General features: G+C 68.1%; 13 protein-coding genes. 8 read left to right on the top strand and 5 right to left on the bottom strand.

What is annotated here, in order from left to right:
- Window positions 1–4: 4 nt before the first annotated feature.
- From Q9246_RS20680 to Q9246_RS20710, 7 genes are read left to right on the top strand one after another with little or no spacing between them, the layout of a single operon-like run.
- Complete coding sequence (locus Q9246_RS20680) at window positions 5–655, top strand: hypothetical protein (RefSeq protein ID WP_306392661.1); 651 nt, start codon at window positions 5–7, stop codon at window positions 653–655.
- Window positions 656–675: 20 nt separating this feature from the next.
- Window positions 676–1,458, top strand: a complete 783-nt coding sequence (locus Q9246_RS20685) for a hypothetical protein (protein ID WP_306392663.1) — start codon at window positions 676–678, stop codon at window positions 1,456–1,458.
- Window positions 1,455–2,750, top strand: a complete 1,296-nt coding sequence (locus Q9246_RS20690) for a glycosyltransferase family 4 protein (RefSeq protein ID WP_306392664.1) — start codon at window positions 1,455–1,457, stop codon at window positions 2,748–2,750. The genes Q9246_RS20685 and Q9246_RS20690 overlap by 4 nt, the downstream gene beginning before the upstream one ends.
- Window positions 2,743–4,014, top strand: coding sequence for a DegT/DnrJ/EryC1/StrS family aminotransferase (locus Q9246_RS20695; RefSeq protein ID WP_306392666.1), 1,272 nt, complete (start codon window positions 2,743–2,745; stop codon window positions 4,012–4,014). Before Q9246_RS20690 ends, Q9246_RS20695 begins: the two co-directional genes overlap by 8 nt.
- Window positions 4,011–4,601: a sugar transferase gene (locus tag Q9246_RS20700; RefSeq protein WP_306392668.1), complete on the top strand. Its 591-nt coding sequence runs from the start codon at window positions 4,011–4,013 to the stop codon at window positions 4,599–4,601. Before Q9246_RS20695 ends, Q9246_RS20700 begins: the two co-directional genes overlap by 4 nt.
- Window positions 4,602–4,618: 17 nt before the next feature.
- The gene (locus Q9246_RS20705; RefSeq protein ID WP_306392670.1) at window positions 4,619–5,215 is read left to right on the top strand and encodes a hypothetical protein; all 597 of its coding nucleotides are present in this window, start codon (window positions 4,619–4,621) and stop codon (window positions 5,213–5,215) included.
- 24 nt (window positions 5,216–5,239) lie between these two features.
- A complete protein-coding gene (locus tag Q9246_RS20710; RefSeq protein ID WP_306392672.1) occupies window positions 5,240–6,439 on the top strand; it encodes an acyltransferase family protein in 1,200 nt (399 codons plus the stop codon).
- A gap of 359 nt (window positions 6,440–6,798) precedes the next feature.
- Here the strand turns inward: Q9246_RS20710 and Q9246_RS20715 are convergent, their stop codons facing one another.
- From Q9246_RS20715 to Q9246_RS20735, 5 genes are all read right to left on the bottom strand, one after another.
- Window positions 6,799–9,072, bottom strand: coding sequence for a polysaccharide biosynthesis tyrosine autokinase (locus Q9246_RS20715; protein WP_306392674.1), 2,274 nt, complete (start codon window positions 9,070–9,072; stop codon window positions 6,799–6,801).
- Window positions 9,073–9,176: 104 nt separating this feature from the next.
- Entirely contained in the window at window positions 9,177–10,361 is a 1,185-nt protein-coding gene (locus Q9246_RS20720; RefSeq protein WP_306392677.1) for a polysaccharide biosynthesis/export family protein, read from the bottom strand.
- A gap of 168 nt (window positions 10,362–10,529) precedes the next feature.
- Window positions 10,530–12,290 (bottom strand): energy transducer TonB, encoded by a 1,761-nt coding sequence (locus Q9246_RS20725; protein WP_306392679.1) that lies wholly within the window; start codon window positions 12,288–12,290, stop codon window positions 10,530–10,532.
- A 101-nt stretch (window positions 12,291–12,391) separates the two neighbouring features.
- Window positions 12,392–12,745 carry a DUF5710 domain-containing protein gene (locus Q9246_RS20730; protein WP_306392680.1) on the bottom strand — a complete coding sequence of 118 codons (354 nt, stop codon included), beginning with the start codon at window positions 12,743–12,745 and terminating at the stop codon, window positions 12,392–12,394.
- Window positions 12,746–12,776: 31 nt separating this feature from the next.
- On the bottom strand, window positions 12,777–13,016 hold the full coding sequence (locus Q9246_RS20735) for a hypothetical protein (protein ID WP_306392681.1): 240 nt from the start codon (window positions 13,014–13,016) through the stop codon (window positions 12,777–12,779).
- 162 nt (window positions 13,017–13,178) lie between these two features.
- Between Q9246_RS20735 and Q9246_RS20740 the strand changes: the two genes are divergently transcribed.
- Window positions 13,179–13,901 carry a S24 family peptidase gene (locus Q9246_RS20740; RefSeq protein ID WP_306392683.1) on the top strand — a complete coding sequence of 241 codons (723 nt, stop codon included), beginning with the start codon at window positions 13,179–13,181 and terminating at the stop codon, window positions 13,899–13,901.
- Window positions 13,902–13,904: the final 3 nt, after the last annotated feature.

The following is a 13,904-nucleotide window of genomic DNA, read 5'->3' on the forward strand; positions in this document are numbered from 1 at the left end:
GGCCATGAATCTGCCGGTAGCAAAGCTTTGCTTCCACCAGTATATCGATCCGGAAGACATCCGCAGCACCTACCGCGCCTTCACCCGCCCGCATCCGCGCTTTCGCATCATTCGCGCCAAGACGGTCGGCGCGGCGTTGATCGACCTGGCGCGCTTCGCCGACCGGCAAGCCTACCAGGAGCAGATCAAGGCCAAGAACCATGGCGGCTACCACGCCAGACGCGCGCGCAATCGCGGCTACCGTTTCGTCGATATCGACCGCAACGACCATATCGACGACATCCACGCCATCAACACCTCGCTCGACATGCGGCAAGGCCGTCCGATGGACGAAAAATACACCGAGAAATGCGAGGCCTTCGACACGCTGCCGCATTTCCGCCATCACGGCATTCTCGATGCCCAGGGCAAGCTGGTCGCCTATGCGAGCCTGGCCATCTACGGCAATTTCGCCGCCTTCTCGCAGATGCTGGGCTACCGCAACAACGACGGCATCATGCACCTGCTGCTGGTCGAGGCCATCAGCCGCCTGATCGACGAAAAACAGGTGCGCTACGTCATGTACGACACCTTCTTCGGCGCCCAGCCCGGCCTGCGCACCTTCAAGACCATCCTGGGCTTCCAGCCTTATCGCGCGCGCTATTCGATTCAATAATCGCTTCAACCATCGCCGCAATGAAAACCCTGTTCAACCGCTTCTATGCCGATTACCTGATGCCCAGCCGCCTCGGCGAGTACGAGGCCTTGCTGCAGGCAGGGAACGATGCCGGGTATGCGCAGGTCTCGGTGCGCAGCTTCTTCCGCGACCTGAACCGCCAGGCCCCGCCGCGCAAGACGCTGGTGCACCGCCACGACATCGACAGCGACCTGCGCACGGCAAAGAAGATGTTCGCGCTCGAGACCCGGCACGGGGTCCGGGCCAGCTATTACTTCCGCCTGTGCACGCTCGACTACGGCTTCATGCGCGAGATCGAGGCCGCCGGCAGCGAAGCCAGCTACCACTACGAAGAAGTGGCCGATTTCGCCAAGCGCCACCGCATCCGCAAGGGCGACGAATTGCGCCTGCGCTTTCCGGAGATTCGCGAACTGTTCGCCCGCAATATCGGCCAGATCGCCGCGCGCCTGGGCGCACCGCTGGCGACGGTCGCCAGCCACGGCGACTTCGCCAACCGCCGCCTGAACGTGATCAACCACGAACTGCTGCGCGACCGCGCCCTGCGCACCCGCTGCGGCATCGAGTGCGAATCCTACGACGCCGAACTGCTGCGCGGCTTCGACCTGTATATCAGCGACCGCAAGCATCCGGTCTATTACCTGCCGATGTCGCCCTTCGCCGCCCTGGGCCACTACGAACGCATCTGCATGCTGACCCACCCGGTGCAATGGGAAACCAACTGGATCGAGAGCACCCGCTGCAACTGGCGGCGCCTGGTTGAAGAAATGGTGTGGCGCATATGAATCGTCTAAATATTCTTCTCATCAACCACTATGCCGGCTCGGTCCACCACGGCATGGAATACCGTCCCTATTACCTGGCGCGCGAATGGGTGCGCGCCGGCCACCGGGTGCACGTGATCGCGGCCTCGCATTCGCACCTGCGGCGCCAGGCCCCCTTTCTCGACGGGCACGACCGTCTCGACCAGGACATCGACGGCATCCACTACACATGGCTGCGTACCCCGCCCTATGCCGGCAATGGCGCCGGCCGGGTGCGCAATATGCTGGCCTTCGTGGCGCGCCTGTGGCGCGAGGCGCCGCGGCTTGCGCGCACCTTCGCGCCGGAGGCAGTGGTCGCCTCGAGCACCTATCCGCTCGATATCTGGCCGGCGCAGCGCATTGCGCGCCTGGCCGGCGCATCCCTGGTACATGAGGTGCACGACCTGTGGCCGCTGTCGCCGATCGAGCTGGGCGGCCATTCGCGCCGCCACCCCTTCATCATGCTGCTGCAGGCCGCCGAAGACCATGCCTGCCGCCATGCCGACGCCATCGTCTCGATCCTGCCCCGGGTCCGTGCCCACCTGGAAGGGCGCGGCATGGCGCCGCACAAGCTGCACCTGGTCCCGAACGGCGTCGACCCTGGCGAATGGCCGCAGGCCGGCATCCAGCCATCGTTCACGGATGCTTCCGGCCTGGCGCCAGCCGGCTTGCCGCCCGCGCTCTCCGGCCTGCTCGCCCGCCTGCGCGCCGAAGGCCGGACGGTCGTCGGCTATGCCGGCAGCCACGGCCTGGCCAATGCGCTCGACACCCTGCTCGACGCCGCCCACCTGCTGCGCGGGCGGCCGCTGTCCTTCGTGCTGGTCGGGGCCGGGCCAGAGAAAGACCTGCTGCACCGCCACGCGCACGCGCTCGGCCTCGAACACGTCCACTTTGCCGATCCCGTCCCCAAGCGCGCCATCCCGGCCCTGCTGGCCGGCTTCGACATCGCCTTCCTCGGCTGGCGGCGCCAGCCGCTGTACCGCTTCGGCATCGCGCCCAACAAGCTGCTCGACTACATGATGGCGGGCTGTCCGGTGCTGCACGCGGTCGAGGCCGGCAACGACCCGGTGGCGGAAACCGGCTGCGGCGCCAGCGTGGCGCCCGACGACCCGGCAGCCCTGGCCGAGGGCCTGGCGCGCCTGCTGGCGCTCGATCCCGCCACCCGTCGCGCGCTGGGCGAGCGCGGCCGGCGCCACGTCATGGAACACCTGAGCTATCCCGTCCTGGCCCAGCGCTTTCTCACCGTCCTTGCACCGGAGACCCGCCATGCCTGAGCAGACCCTGTCCCATCCCGCCGCGTCAAGCGGCCTGCACGACGCCGACGGCGCCGATGCCTTTCTTCCCTTCGCCCTGCCCGACATCGGCGAGGAAGAAATCCGCGCCGTCGAAGCCTGCCTGCGCTCCGGCTGGGTCACGACCGGCCCCGTCACGCGGCGCTTCGAAGCCGCCTTCCGAGACTATCTCGGCGCCGACGTCCAGGCGATCGCCGTCAACTCGGCCACCGCCGGCCTGCACCTGGCGCTCGAGGCGGCCGGCATTGGACCGGACGACGAGGTCATCGTACCGACCCTGACCTTCACCGCCAGCGCCGAGGTCGTGCGCTATCTCGGCGCGCGGCCGGTGTTCGTCGACGCCGATCCGCACAGCCTCAACCTGGATCCCGCCGCGGTGGCGGCCGCGATCACCGGGCGCACGCGCGCCATCGTCCCGGTCCACTTCGCCGGCATGGCGGCCGACATGGACGCCATCGGCCGCCTCGCGCGGCGCCACGGCCTGCGCGTGATCGAGGACGCGGCCCACGCCTTTCCTACCCGCCACCACGGACGGCTGGTGGGCACGCTCGACAGCGACGTGACGGTGTTCAGCTTCTATGCCAACAAGACCATGACCACCGGCGAAGGCGGCATGGTGGTCACGCGCGACGCGCGGCTGGCCGAACGGATCCGCTGCATGCGCCTGCACGGCATCAGCCGCGACGCCTTCGACCGCTACGTGGCGCGCACCCCGTCCTGGTACTACGAGGTGGTGGCCGCCGGCTTCAAGTACAACCTGACCGATATCGCGTCCGCGATCGGCATCGAGCAACTGCGCAAGATCGACCGCTTCCAGCAGCGCCGCACCGCACTGGCGCGGCGCTACGACGAAGCGCTGGCCGGCCTGCCGCTGGTGCTGCCGGCGCGCCCGGCGCCGGGCTCCGGCTCGACCCACGCCTGGCACCTGTACGTGGTGCGCCTGGACCGGTCGCCTTACGCGAGCGGCGGCGCGGAGCAGGCCGGCGCGGCCACGATTGGCGACAAGGCCGGCCACGGCCGCGACGCGCTGATCGCCGGGCTGGCCGAACGCGGCATCGGCACCAGCGTCCATTTCATTCCGCTGCACCGCCAGCCGTACTGGCGCGACAGCTACGATCTGCGCGCCGCCGATTTCCCGGTCGCCGAAGCGGCCTACGCGACGATGCTCACCCTGCCGCTATACACCCGCATGGCCGACGCCGACCAGGAGCGGGTGATCGCGGCCTTGCACGACCTGCTGTCATGAGCAAGCGCCTGTTCGACCTGGCGACGGCGCTGTCCGGGGTAGTGCTGCTGGCGCCGCTGCTGCTGCTGATCGCCCTGTGGATCAAGTGGGATTCGCCGGGACCGGTGCTGTACCGCCAGCAGCGGGTGGGACGCGGCGGCGCGCTGTTCACGATCTATAAATTCCGCACCATGCACCGGCGCCCGGACGGCGGCCCCGAACTCACGGTCGGCGCCGACCCGCGCGTCACCCATGCCGGCGCCGTGCTGCGGCGCTACAAGCTGGACGAATTGCCGCAGCTGTTCAACGTCATCCACGGGAGCATGAGCCTGGTGGGGCCGCGGCCCGAGGTGCCGCGCTACGTGGCCCATTATCCCGAGCCGCTGCGCCGCATCGTGCTGTCGGTGGCGCCCGGCATCACCGACTGGGCCTCGATCCTGTACAAGGACGAGAACGCGGTGCTGGCGCGCGCGGGCGACCCCGAGCGCGCCTATATCGATACCGTGCTGCCGGCCAAGCTCCAGTATTACGTGCGCTATGTCCGCGAACGGACGTTCTGGATCGACGTCAAGATCATCCTGCGCACGCTGGTCGCGATCGTCCGTTAGGAAAACCGGGGACAGCGATGTTGCGTGTGCTGCACCTGGGCGACCTCGAAGTCGCGCTGCCGCTGGGGATGGCCCTGGGCGCCTGGCTGCTGGCCGCCGGCGCCTGGCGCACGGCCCTGCGCTGGGGGACGTGCTTCGGTGCGGCGGTGGCGCTGGTCGGCGGCAGCAAGATCGCGCACCTGGGCTGGGGCACCGATGTCGGCCTGCTCGAGTTCAAGGCGATCAGTGGCCACGCGACCCTGGTCAGCGCGCTGTATCCGTTCGCGGCCTGGGTGCTGCTGGCGGGCCAGGGCCAGGCCGCGGCGCGGGTCGGCCTGGCGCTCGGCCTGCTGCTGGGCCTGCTGGTGGCGGCGCTGCTGGTCGCCAGCGGCGAACACACGGGCGCCGAGGCGCTCAGCGGCTGGCTGCTGGGCGCCGCCGCCAGCCTGCTCGGCGCCGCCTGGTCGGGCGATCTGGCGCGGGCGCGACTGCTGCCGGCCATCTGGTGGTCGCTGCCGGTGTTCGCGATCGGCGCCTGGCTCATGGAATTCGCGCACGTCGGCTACTGGATGATCCGGGTGGCCCTGGCGCTGTCGGGCAACAGTCGTCCCTATTCCTGGGATGCCTGCGGCTAAATCATGCAAACAAGGAGCTTCGCCATGCCTACCCTCTCGCTTCCCACGATCCGCTGTCGGGCCCAGTCCAACCTGCACGACCATCCGCTGCAATCGCTGGCGCTGTCGCTGCTGCGCGGTGTGGCCGCGCTCGAAGTGGCCGCCGGCCACCTGCGTTCCGAAATCTATCCCGGCCTGCGTTCGCTGCAGGATCCGACCCTGGCCTACCAGGTGTTCGCCTTCGTGACCGGCTTCGCCCACCAGGCGGTGGTGGTGTTCTTCCTGATCAGCGGCTGGCTGGTCGGCGGCAGCCTGATGAACCGCCTGCACCAGCCGCGCGCCCTCGCCAACTATGCGATCGACCGTGTCACCCGGCTCTGGATGGTGCTGCTGCCGACGCTGGTGCTGATCCTGCTGGTCGGGCTGGCGATCGGCGTGGCGCAGCCGGGGCCGGTCGACCTGTCGCCGGCCAACGATTACTCGGCCCTGAGCTTCGCCGGCAACCTGCTCGGCCTGCAAACCTTCCTGGTTCCCAATTTCGGCGGCAACTATGCCTTATGGAGCCTGACCTATGAAACCTGGTACTACGTCCAGTTCCCGCTGCTGGCCCTGGTCCTGTTCGGTCACGGCCGCTTCAAGCGCGCCGCCTGCGCGGCCGCCTTCGTGGTACTGGTAATCGTGCTGCCGAAGATGATCTCGATGTACTTCATGCTGTGGCTGCTGGGGGCCGCGTTCTCGCGCATCGAGCTGCATTGCGGCAATGGCTTGCGCCTCGTACTGGGCTTGCTGACGGCGGGCCTGTTCAGCTATTACCGCCTGACGGGCAGCAATAACGAGCTGGTGCCAGAATCGTTCGTGCAAGACATGATCTGCAGCGTGCCCCTGCTGTTGCTGCTGTCTTCGCTGCACCAGCCGGTCGATCCCTCCTCGCCCCGCTTCCTGCGCATCAACGGCATCGCCACCTTCTTCTCGGAATTCTCGTTCACCCTCTACGTCACGCACCTGCCGCTGATCTTCCTCTCCATCCACATCGGCGGCACGACCTTCGGCCGCGAACAGCTCGATCCCTTCGTCACGCAGGACTACCTGTGGTATGGCGCGATGCTGCTGGCCCTGATCGGCTTCGCCTATGTGTTCTACCTGGCCTTCGAGCGCAATACCTTCCGCATTCGGCGGGCCCTGAAGGACTGGCTGCTCGCGCCACGCGCGAAACGCCCGGCCGTCACTGCCCTGTCGCCGGATTGAACGGATGATGCCGGCCGGCGCGACACCGGCCGGCTCGTCGTCGGGGATAGTGGCGCCGATGGCATGGCGCCATCCGCGCAGCTTCCCTCATGATTCGCGCCCGATCGACCGCGCGCCACTCCTGGCGGACCAGACCTGAATCGGCCGTCAGCATGGCAAGGCAAGCAGGACTCCATGCCAATGGCAAGAAGACGGCAGGCTTACACGCGCTGAAGGCCTGGACGCACCGAAGGCGCGCTTGCAGCGTGGCCGCGCTGGCCAGGAAGCCTTACACGCAAGGCGGGTGCCGGTTCGGCGACGGGACCGGTCGTGCATCACCTGGCGCACCACGGCGCGCCAGGTGATGGCTGCAGCGCGGTTCAGGCCGCGTAGCCCAGCTGCGCCGTCCCGTACTGGGAGCGGTATTCGCCGAGGCGCAAGGCCATGTCATTGAACAGCACCCCGCGCGGCGAAATGCCGGCATGGTTGAGCCGCTTGATCGACTCGTTGATGTGGTTTTCGGTCGTCACACCGGAGCGGGCCACGATGAATACGGCGCCGGCGTGCGCGCCGATGATGAGCGCATCGGCGACCGACAGCAAGGGCGGCGGGTCGAGCAGCACCAGGTCGTAGCGGCCGCTGACCAGTTCGAGCAGGTTGCCCAGGTTAAGCTGCAGCAGGAATTCGGAACGGTTGGTCGGCAACTCTCCGGTCGGGATGAAGTCGAGGTTGTCCAGCACGCTGCGGTGGATGACCTCGTCGACCGGCATCGCGCCGGCGATGGCCCGCGACAGGCCGCGCGCCCGGTCGATGCCAAAGTAGCGGTGCAGGTGGCCATTGCGCAGGTCGGCGTCGATCAGCAGCACGCGCATGCCGCTGGCCGCCATCACCGCCGCGAAGTTGGCGGTGACGAAGGATTTACCCAGGCCGCGCGTGGGCCCGGCAATCATGACGACGTTGTTCTTGAAGTGCGGCATCGAGAAACGCAGGGCGGCGCGGAAGCTGCGCAGGCTCTCGACGGCGGGGTCTTCGGGCAGGATCTGGGCCAGCAGCGGCAAGCCGCCGTCCGGCTTGACCTTGCGCATCAGCTTGTCCTCGTTGCCGCTGTGGGGAATGGAGGCATACACGACCCGCGCCCGCAGCAGGCGCTCGATCTTCGCCGGGTCGTCGATCCCGCCGCGCATGGCCTTGCGGGCAAAGGCGATCAGGGTGCCGAGGAATAGCCCGGTGACCACCGCCAGCGCGACGATCAGCGGCTGGTTCGGCTTGATCGGCCGCTCGGGCTCGATCGGCGCATCGACCAGCCGCACATTGCTGACCCGGCCGACCGAGATCAGGCGCAGCTGCTGGGCCGTGTTCGACAGCGCGGTGTACAGGTCGGTGTTGACCTTGATGTCGCGCGTCAGCCGCGCCTCGTCCTGCTCCATCACCGGCAGCGTGCGGATGCGGGCGGCGATCGCCTCGATCTCGGTATCGACTTCGCGCCGCTGGCGATTGACCGCGGCGACCACCGGATGGTCTTCGGTGAAGCGGGCCAGCAACTCGGTCTTTTTCTGCATCAGCTCCATGCGGCGCGCGCGCGCGGCCGCCGCCTGCGCCAGGCTCATGCGCGCTTCTTCGCGCAGGTCGACCGTGCCGTGGGCGTTGCGGAACTGGTTGTAGCGGTCTTCGGATTGCTCGAGCTGGCGCTTCAGGATCGGCAACTGCTGGTTGAGGAAGGCCAGCGACTTCTCGGCCTCCTCGGTCTTGCGCGCCAGGTTCTGGCGCATGTATTCGCGCCCGATCTCGCTCAGCAGGCCATTGATGCGGTCGGCGTCCTGGCCCTGGAGCTTGACTTCGATCACGCCCGACTGCTTGCCCTGCTCCGTGATCACCATCGAACGCTGGATGCCCTGGATCGTGCCCAGGCGCGACTTGCGCTTGATCCTGAAGCGCGCCCCGGGGTTGGCCACCATGCGGTCGACCTTGATCTCGACCAGCCCGTCCGGCGTCTGCACCCGGTAGCGCTGGCCGACGCTGGCATCGAAGGCGATGCGCTGGCCGCCGCCGGAAAAGCGGTAGCGGTTGTTGGCGCGCGCGGTCAGGACGAATTCGCGGTTGAGCCAACTGTCGGGCACCTCGAACACCGATACCGCGGCGCGCTCGCCGCCCCAGACGAAGCCGCCATAGCCGAACAGGCCCGGCCGCGACAGTGCGCCGCCGTTCTGGTTGGCGAACCAGGAGCCCAGCACCGGGAAATACTTGGGTTGCACCTCGACGTACAGTTGCAGGTTGTCGACCGCGCGCGAGACGACCATGCGCGAACGCAGCAATTCCATCTCGGCGATCGCGGCCTTCTTGGTCTCGAACAGCGAGGACGCCTCGCTCAGGATGTTCTTCGAGGCGTTGGGGCTTTCTTCCTCGACGTGGATCATCAGGTTCGCCTCGTAGACCGGATTGGCCACCAGCGCATACAGCACGGCGACGATCGTGATGATCGCCGTGATGCTGCCGATCAGCCAGCGGCTGTCGTACAGCGTGTTGAGATAGCCCTTCAGGTCGACCGTGGGTTCTTCGGGCAGGGGCTCGGGCGGACGCGGGTCGAACGGCACCGACAGCACCGGCGGGCTGTGTGAGACTTGCTTGAGCGAATGCGCATCGTGCGGGCTGGTCATGATGGAGACTCCTCTGGACTGCTCGGGCCGCTCGGGGCCACGCAAGGCCACGCGAGGCCGCTTGGGACCGCTCAAGGCTGCTTGATATGGCTGCTGAAGGCTGATCAGGGCCTGTTGGTGACGCCGACGGCATTCGTCAACGCGCCGGGGAACAACAGGCTCAGGTGCCGGTTCCAGTTCGCCAGCGAGGCGGCCACATACACCACGTCCTTGGGCCGCAGCTCGAAGGTCTCGGCCATCGCCAGCGCGCCGGAATCGCGCGCGTCGAGCCGGAACACGCGGGTGCGCTCCGGTGTCTTGCGCACCACATACACCTGGCGCGCATCGCCGCTCAAGGGGCTGATGCCGCCCGTTTCGCCCAGCGCCTCGTTGAGCGTGAGCCGGCCGTCGTGCATGGTGAGCGCCTTCGGCGTGAGCACCTCGCCCGACACGAAGACCTTGCTTTCGTCGCGCGAGTGCACCCGCACGAGGTCACCGTGCGCCAGCAGGATCGTGCCGGGGTTGATGCCCTTCTGCACTAGTTCGCGCAGGTTGAGGTGGTAGCGCGCGTCACCGCGCTCGATCACGATGCGGCTCTGGTCCGCGTTCGGCTGCATGCCGCCGGCGCGGTTGAGCGCCTCGACCAGGGTCATCGGGATATCGTCGATCGCCTGCAGGCCGGGCGTGCGCACCTCGCCGTCGACGTACACGCGGCGGCTGCGGTAGGCCTGCACGCGCAGGGTGACGTTCGGATTGGCGATATACCGCGCCAGTTTGCCGGTGAGCAGTGCACGCGCTTCTTCCTCGGTCTTGCCCTCGATGGCGAGCAGGCCGATCAGGGGAAACTGGATGCGGCCCAGGTGGTCAACCGCGAAACCGGGCGGCGTCGCGTTGGGCTGGACGACGCCGCTGTCGGCGGCCGAGGTGGCCATGGTCATGCCGCCGGCGGCGAGTTCGGGGTGGTCCCAGACGACGACCGACAGGATGTCGCCGCGGCCGATCGTATACGGCGGCGGCTGGGATACGAACAGCGGCGTCAGGTCTTGCCGCGCCACGCCGGCGAGGGCCGCGCGTTCGGTCTCGATCAGGGTTTCGGTGATGAGCTCGGTGGGCGGCGGCGGCGGCGCCGCCGCATCCGGTCCGCCCGAACGCGCCGCCTCGCCGAAGCCGATGCCGGTCGCACACGCGGACAGGGCCAGGAGGCATACCAGTGGGCCAACGAAGGTCGCGATGAAACCGGCGACGAAGGTGGCGGAACTGGCGGCGAAGCGCGGTAAATCCCTAATTGCAACTGAACAAATCCAAGCCATGATTGTTGCCTATCAAAAATAGTCGCAGTAGTTGGACGTTTCAGTCCAGAGTACGGCGTCCATCGGGCTTGGCTTTGCAGCGCATCAAACGCCAACGGCGACGGCGGACACGGCGTCGGCCGGTGCCGGCGCGCGCCGCGACCGCGTGGCGGCATTCGCACACATCGCTCAGCGCATCTCTTCGATCAGCTTGAGTCCATCGGTGAAGCGCCAGATGCGGCGGATCTCGATGATGTCGAAACGCGCCGCGACATTCGGCGGAAACGCGGCATAGCGCGCATTCAGCTGCACGAAGCGGCGCACTGCATCGTCCGTGTCGGCGCGGCCGCTGGAACGGACGATGGTGACCTCGTCGACGCTGCCGTCGCTGCGCAGCGACAGGCTGACCAGCGGATCGATACGCACGTCCTGTACTGCCAGGCGGCCGCCGCCCATCACCGCATTGCGCTCGAGCTTCTGGCGCACGCTGTCGACGTACAGGCGCAGGGGCGCGTCGCGCTCGCCGCCGTCGGCCACGACCCGGCGTCCGCCCATGGCGCGCTCGGCCGACGTGGCAGGCGCCGCCACATTGGGGATGGTCACGCCGCGCAGCAATTCGCGCGCGCGGTTGCCGGGCAGGCCGGCCAGCGATCCGGCGCCTGGCTGGCTGCCGGCACCGCTGCCGGCGCCGCGCCCGAGCCCTGCCCCCGGGCCCACGGGCATCGACTCCATGCCGGCGCCAGGGACGGGCGCATGGGCCTGCATGCGCTGCGCAGCGGCCTGGCGCGCGGCTTCCTCGGCCTGCGCGCGGGCCAGCCGTTCGGCGGCGGCGCGTGCCTGCTGTGCGGCCTGCTGCTCGGCCTGCTGCCTGGCCTGCTGCTCGGCCAGCTGCCGGGCCTGCTGCTCGGCCAACTGCTGCGCCTGCTGTCGCGCCAGCTGTTCCGCCAGCTGCCGCGCGCGCTCCCGCTCCTGCTCCAGTTTCTGCTGCTGCGCCTGCTCCAGTTTCTGCTGCTGCGCCTGCTCCTGCGCCACCCGCAAGGCCTCCTGCCCGGCGCGCTGGCGCAGCAGTTCTGCCTGCGCGCGCACGGCCTGTTCCTCGCGCAGCAGGCGTTCTGCCTCGCGCTGCTGCGCGATCCGCGCCGCCTCCACGGCCGCCTGTTCCTGCGCCAGGCGCTCCTGGTCGAGTCGTTCCCGATCCAGCCGTTCCTGCGCCAGGCGCTCGGCGGCGTCCCGCTCGGCCTGGGCCAGCCGTTCCTGTTCCAGCTCCTGTTCGGCCGCCTGGCGCCGACTTTCTTCTTCCGCCGCTCGCTCCTGTTGCGCCACGAGATCGGGCTCGAGTTCGGGCTGGAGTTCGGGCACGGGGTCAGGATCGGCGTCCGCCAGCTCGACCGGTTCGACCGGTTCGACCGCCGGCTCGCTTGCCATGGCCTCGACCGGCGCAGGCGTCTCGGCGACCGGCTCGGGAACGATGTCGGGCAACGGCACGGGCATGGTGAATTCGGATTCCGGATCCGGCGCGGCAGCGATGACCGGCGCCGGCACCTCGCGCAGCCTGGGCCTGGGCGCGGGCGGCCTGGCGCGTTTTGGTCGCCGCGCCTGCGCTGGCGGACGCGCGTCAGCCTGCGCGACCGGCGCCGGCGGCGGCGGCAAATCGACCAGTCGCATGCCGCGCGAAGCGACCGTTGGTGGCGGCGGCGCCGGTATTGGCGGTGCCGGCGCCGGCACGGGCGCCGGCGGCGTGTCGGGCAAAGGCAACGAAGGCGCTGGCGGGGACGACGGCGCCAGGGTGACGCTGATCGGTCCCCCGCCGCCCAGGTCGAGGCCTGGCACGCCGAACTGCAGCGACAGCAGCAGCCCGTGCAACAGCACCGAGATGGCGATGCCCACACCCAGGCGCCGGTCGCTGCGTGCCCGCTCGGGTGGTCGCCTGCCAGCGCTCGCTTGGGTCATGTCATCGCTTGAACAATATTGTCAAGCTGGCATCTTAGCGTTTACTCAGCAGTAATGCGAGGCGCGCACGATTCAAATCCGGCCAGCGCCGGGATAGGCTCTTATTTGTTCGAGGTGCCGGCCATGCTGCCGACCAGCGCTCTCAGGCCGGCCTGCGCCTGGGCCCAGGGCGTACCTGCCAGTTGCTGCGTGCAGTGCGGGCAGGCCTGCATCGGGTCGCAGTCATGCGCCAGCTCGACGTAGTTCAGGCCGACCACGGTCTTGCCCTGGTAGCTGTCGACCCGCCCCGGCTTCGCAGTCGGGGCAGCCGCATCCGGCGCGCCGTCCAGCCACTTGGCGAACGGCTCGGTGGCGACCCCGTCCGGCACGTACCAGCGGCGGCGAGTCGGGTTCCAGCGGGCGCCGAGCGCCTTGGCGGCGTCTTTCTCGGCGTAAGGGACGGTAAGGAAAACCATGAATGAGGCAATCGATGTCAATGCGGAACCGTCATTCTACAGGCGGCCGGCCCGGCCGATGGGCGTCGTCGCCGGATGCTTCCTTTTGCTCGCGGATCCATGCGGCGTCGCTGGCACGCTGTTCGCGCCGGTCCTTGCGCCAGGTATAGACCAGGTTGACGAGCGCGCTCAACAATCCGGTCAGGATGCCGACCAGGATGCCGAGGTCGGACAGCGTCAGCGATGCGGCCGGGTCGGCGCCGAGCAGGCGCAGGTATGTGTCGATGAACATCGTGTCTCCTCTGGCGTCGCCTGGCGCGGCGCAAGAATGGAGATGCCTGCGCCACATCAACGCGGTTGATGAAAGTATAGGAAAACTATACCACATCAGTAAATAAAAACTATACTATGTCGTATAGTTTTCCTATACCATGCGCATATGGATCTTCAAACGATGATTGCTGGCTGGGTAAGAGAAGCGCGCACCGCCGCCGGCCTGTCCGGTACGGCGCTCGGCGCGCGGCTGGCCCTCGAACTCGGCACCGAACGCGGCAATACCAAGGCCAATATCTCGCACTGGGAAAACGAGAAGCACAGCCCCAACCTCAAGCAGCTGCTGGCCATCTCGCGGGTGACGGGCAGGCGCCTGCCACCAGAGATCCTGGCGCCGATGTCGGGTGCGCCGACCGACGATGCGGCGCTTCCCGGTAACGTCGCCAACGCCTTGCGGGTGGTGGCGGCCGAGGGCGAAGACGATGGCTTCGTCCAGATCCCGATGGTCAAGCTGCGGTTGTCCGCCGGCCTCACCGGCTACCAGACCGAGCCGGAACGGCGCGATGGCGGCACGCTCGGCATGCGCCGTACCTGGCTCGAGCGCAACCAATACAGCCCGTCGCACCTGATCGCCATCTACGTCAAGGGCGAGAGCATGGAGCCTTCGCTGTATGCGGGCGACATCGTGGTCATCAACACGCTCGACACCAAATTGGTCGATGGCGCGGTGTACGCCTTCAACTACGAGGGCGAAGCCGTGGTCAAGCGCCTGGCGCGCGATGCCGGCCATTGGTGGCTCACGTCCGACAATCCCGACCAGCGCAAATACCACCGCAAGCGTTGCCAGGGCGGCGAATGCCTCGTCATCGGCCGGGTAGTGCGCAAGGAAAGCGACCGCATCTGAAAC

This window comes from Telluria beijingensis (assembly GCF_030770395.1).
GTDB lineage: Bacteria > Pseudomonadota > Gammaproteobacteria > Burkholderiales > Burkholderiaceae_D > Telluria > Telluria beijingensis.

What these genes read in the sequence shown, in the direction of transcription:
- Q9246_RS20680 (WP_306392661.1), top strand. Translation starts at nt 5, where the DNA reads ATGAATCTGCCGGTAGCAAAGCTTTGCTTCCACCAGTATATCGATCCG.
- Q9246_RS20685 (WP_306392663.1), top strand. Translation starts at nt 676, where the DNA reads ATGAAAACCCTGTTCAACCGCTTCTATGCCGATTACCTGATGCCCAGC.
- Q9246_RS20690 (WP_306392664.1), top strand. Translation starts at nt 1,455, where the DNA reads ATGAATCGTCTAAATATTCTTCTCATCAACCACTATGCCGGCTCGGTC.
- Q9246_RS20695 (WP_306392666.1), top strand. Translation starts at nt 2,743, where the DNA reads ATGCCTGAGCAGACCCTGTCCCATCCCGCCGCGTCAAGCGGCCTGCAC.
- Q9246_RS20700 (WP_306392668.1), top strand. Translation starts at nt 4,011, where the DNA reads ATGAGCAAGCGCCTGTTCGACCTGGCGACGGCGCTGTCCGGGGTAGTG.
- Q9246_RS20705 (WP_306392670.1), top strand. Translation starts at nt 4,619, where the DNA reads ATGTTGCGTGTGCTGCACCTGGGCGACCTCGAAGTCGCGCTGCCGCTG.
- Q9246_RS20710 (WP_306392672.1), top strand. Translation starts at nt 5,240, where the DNA reads ATGCCTACCCTCTCGCTTCCCACGATCCGCTGTCGGGCCCAGTCCAAC.
- Q9246_RS20715 (WP_306392674.1), bottom strand. Translation starts at nt 9,072, where the DNA reads ATGACCAGCCCGCACGATGCGCATTCGCTCAAGCAAGTCTCACACAGC.
- Q9246_RS20720 (WP_306392677.1), bottom strand. Translation starts at nt 10,361, where the DNA reads ATGGCTTGGATTTGTTCAGTTGCAATTAGGGATTTACCGCGCTTCGCC.
- Q9246_RS20725 (WP_306392679.1), bottom strand. Translation starts at nt 12,290, where the DNA reads ATGACCCAAGCGAGCGCTGGCAGGCGACCACCCGAGCGGGCACGCAGC.
- Q9246_RS20730 (WP_306392680.1), bottom strand. Translation starts at nt 12,745, where the DNA reads ATGGTTTTCCTTACCGTCCCTTACGCCGAGAAAGACGCCGCCAAGGCG.
- Q9246_RS20735 (WP_306392681.1), bottom strand. Translation starts at nt 13,016, where the DNA reads ATGTTCATCGACACATACCTGCGCCTGCTCGGCGCCGACCCGGCCGCA.
- Q9246_RS20740 (WP_306392683.1), top strand. Translation starts at nt 13,179, where the DNA reads ATGATTGCTGGCTGGGTAAGAGAAGCGCGCACCGCCGCCGGCCTGTCC.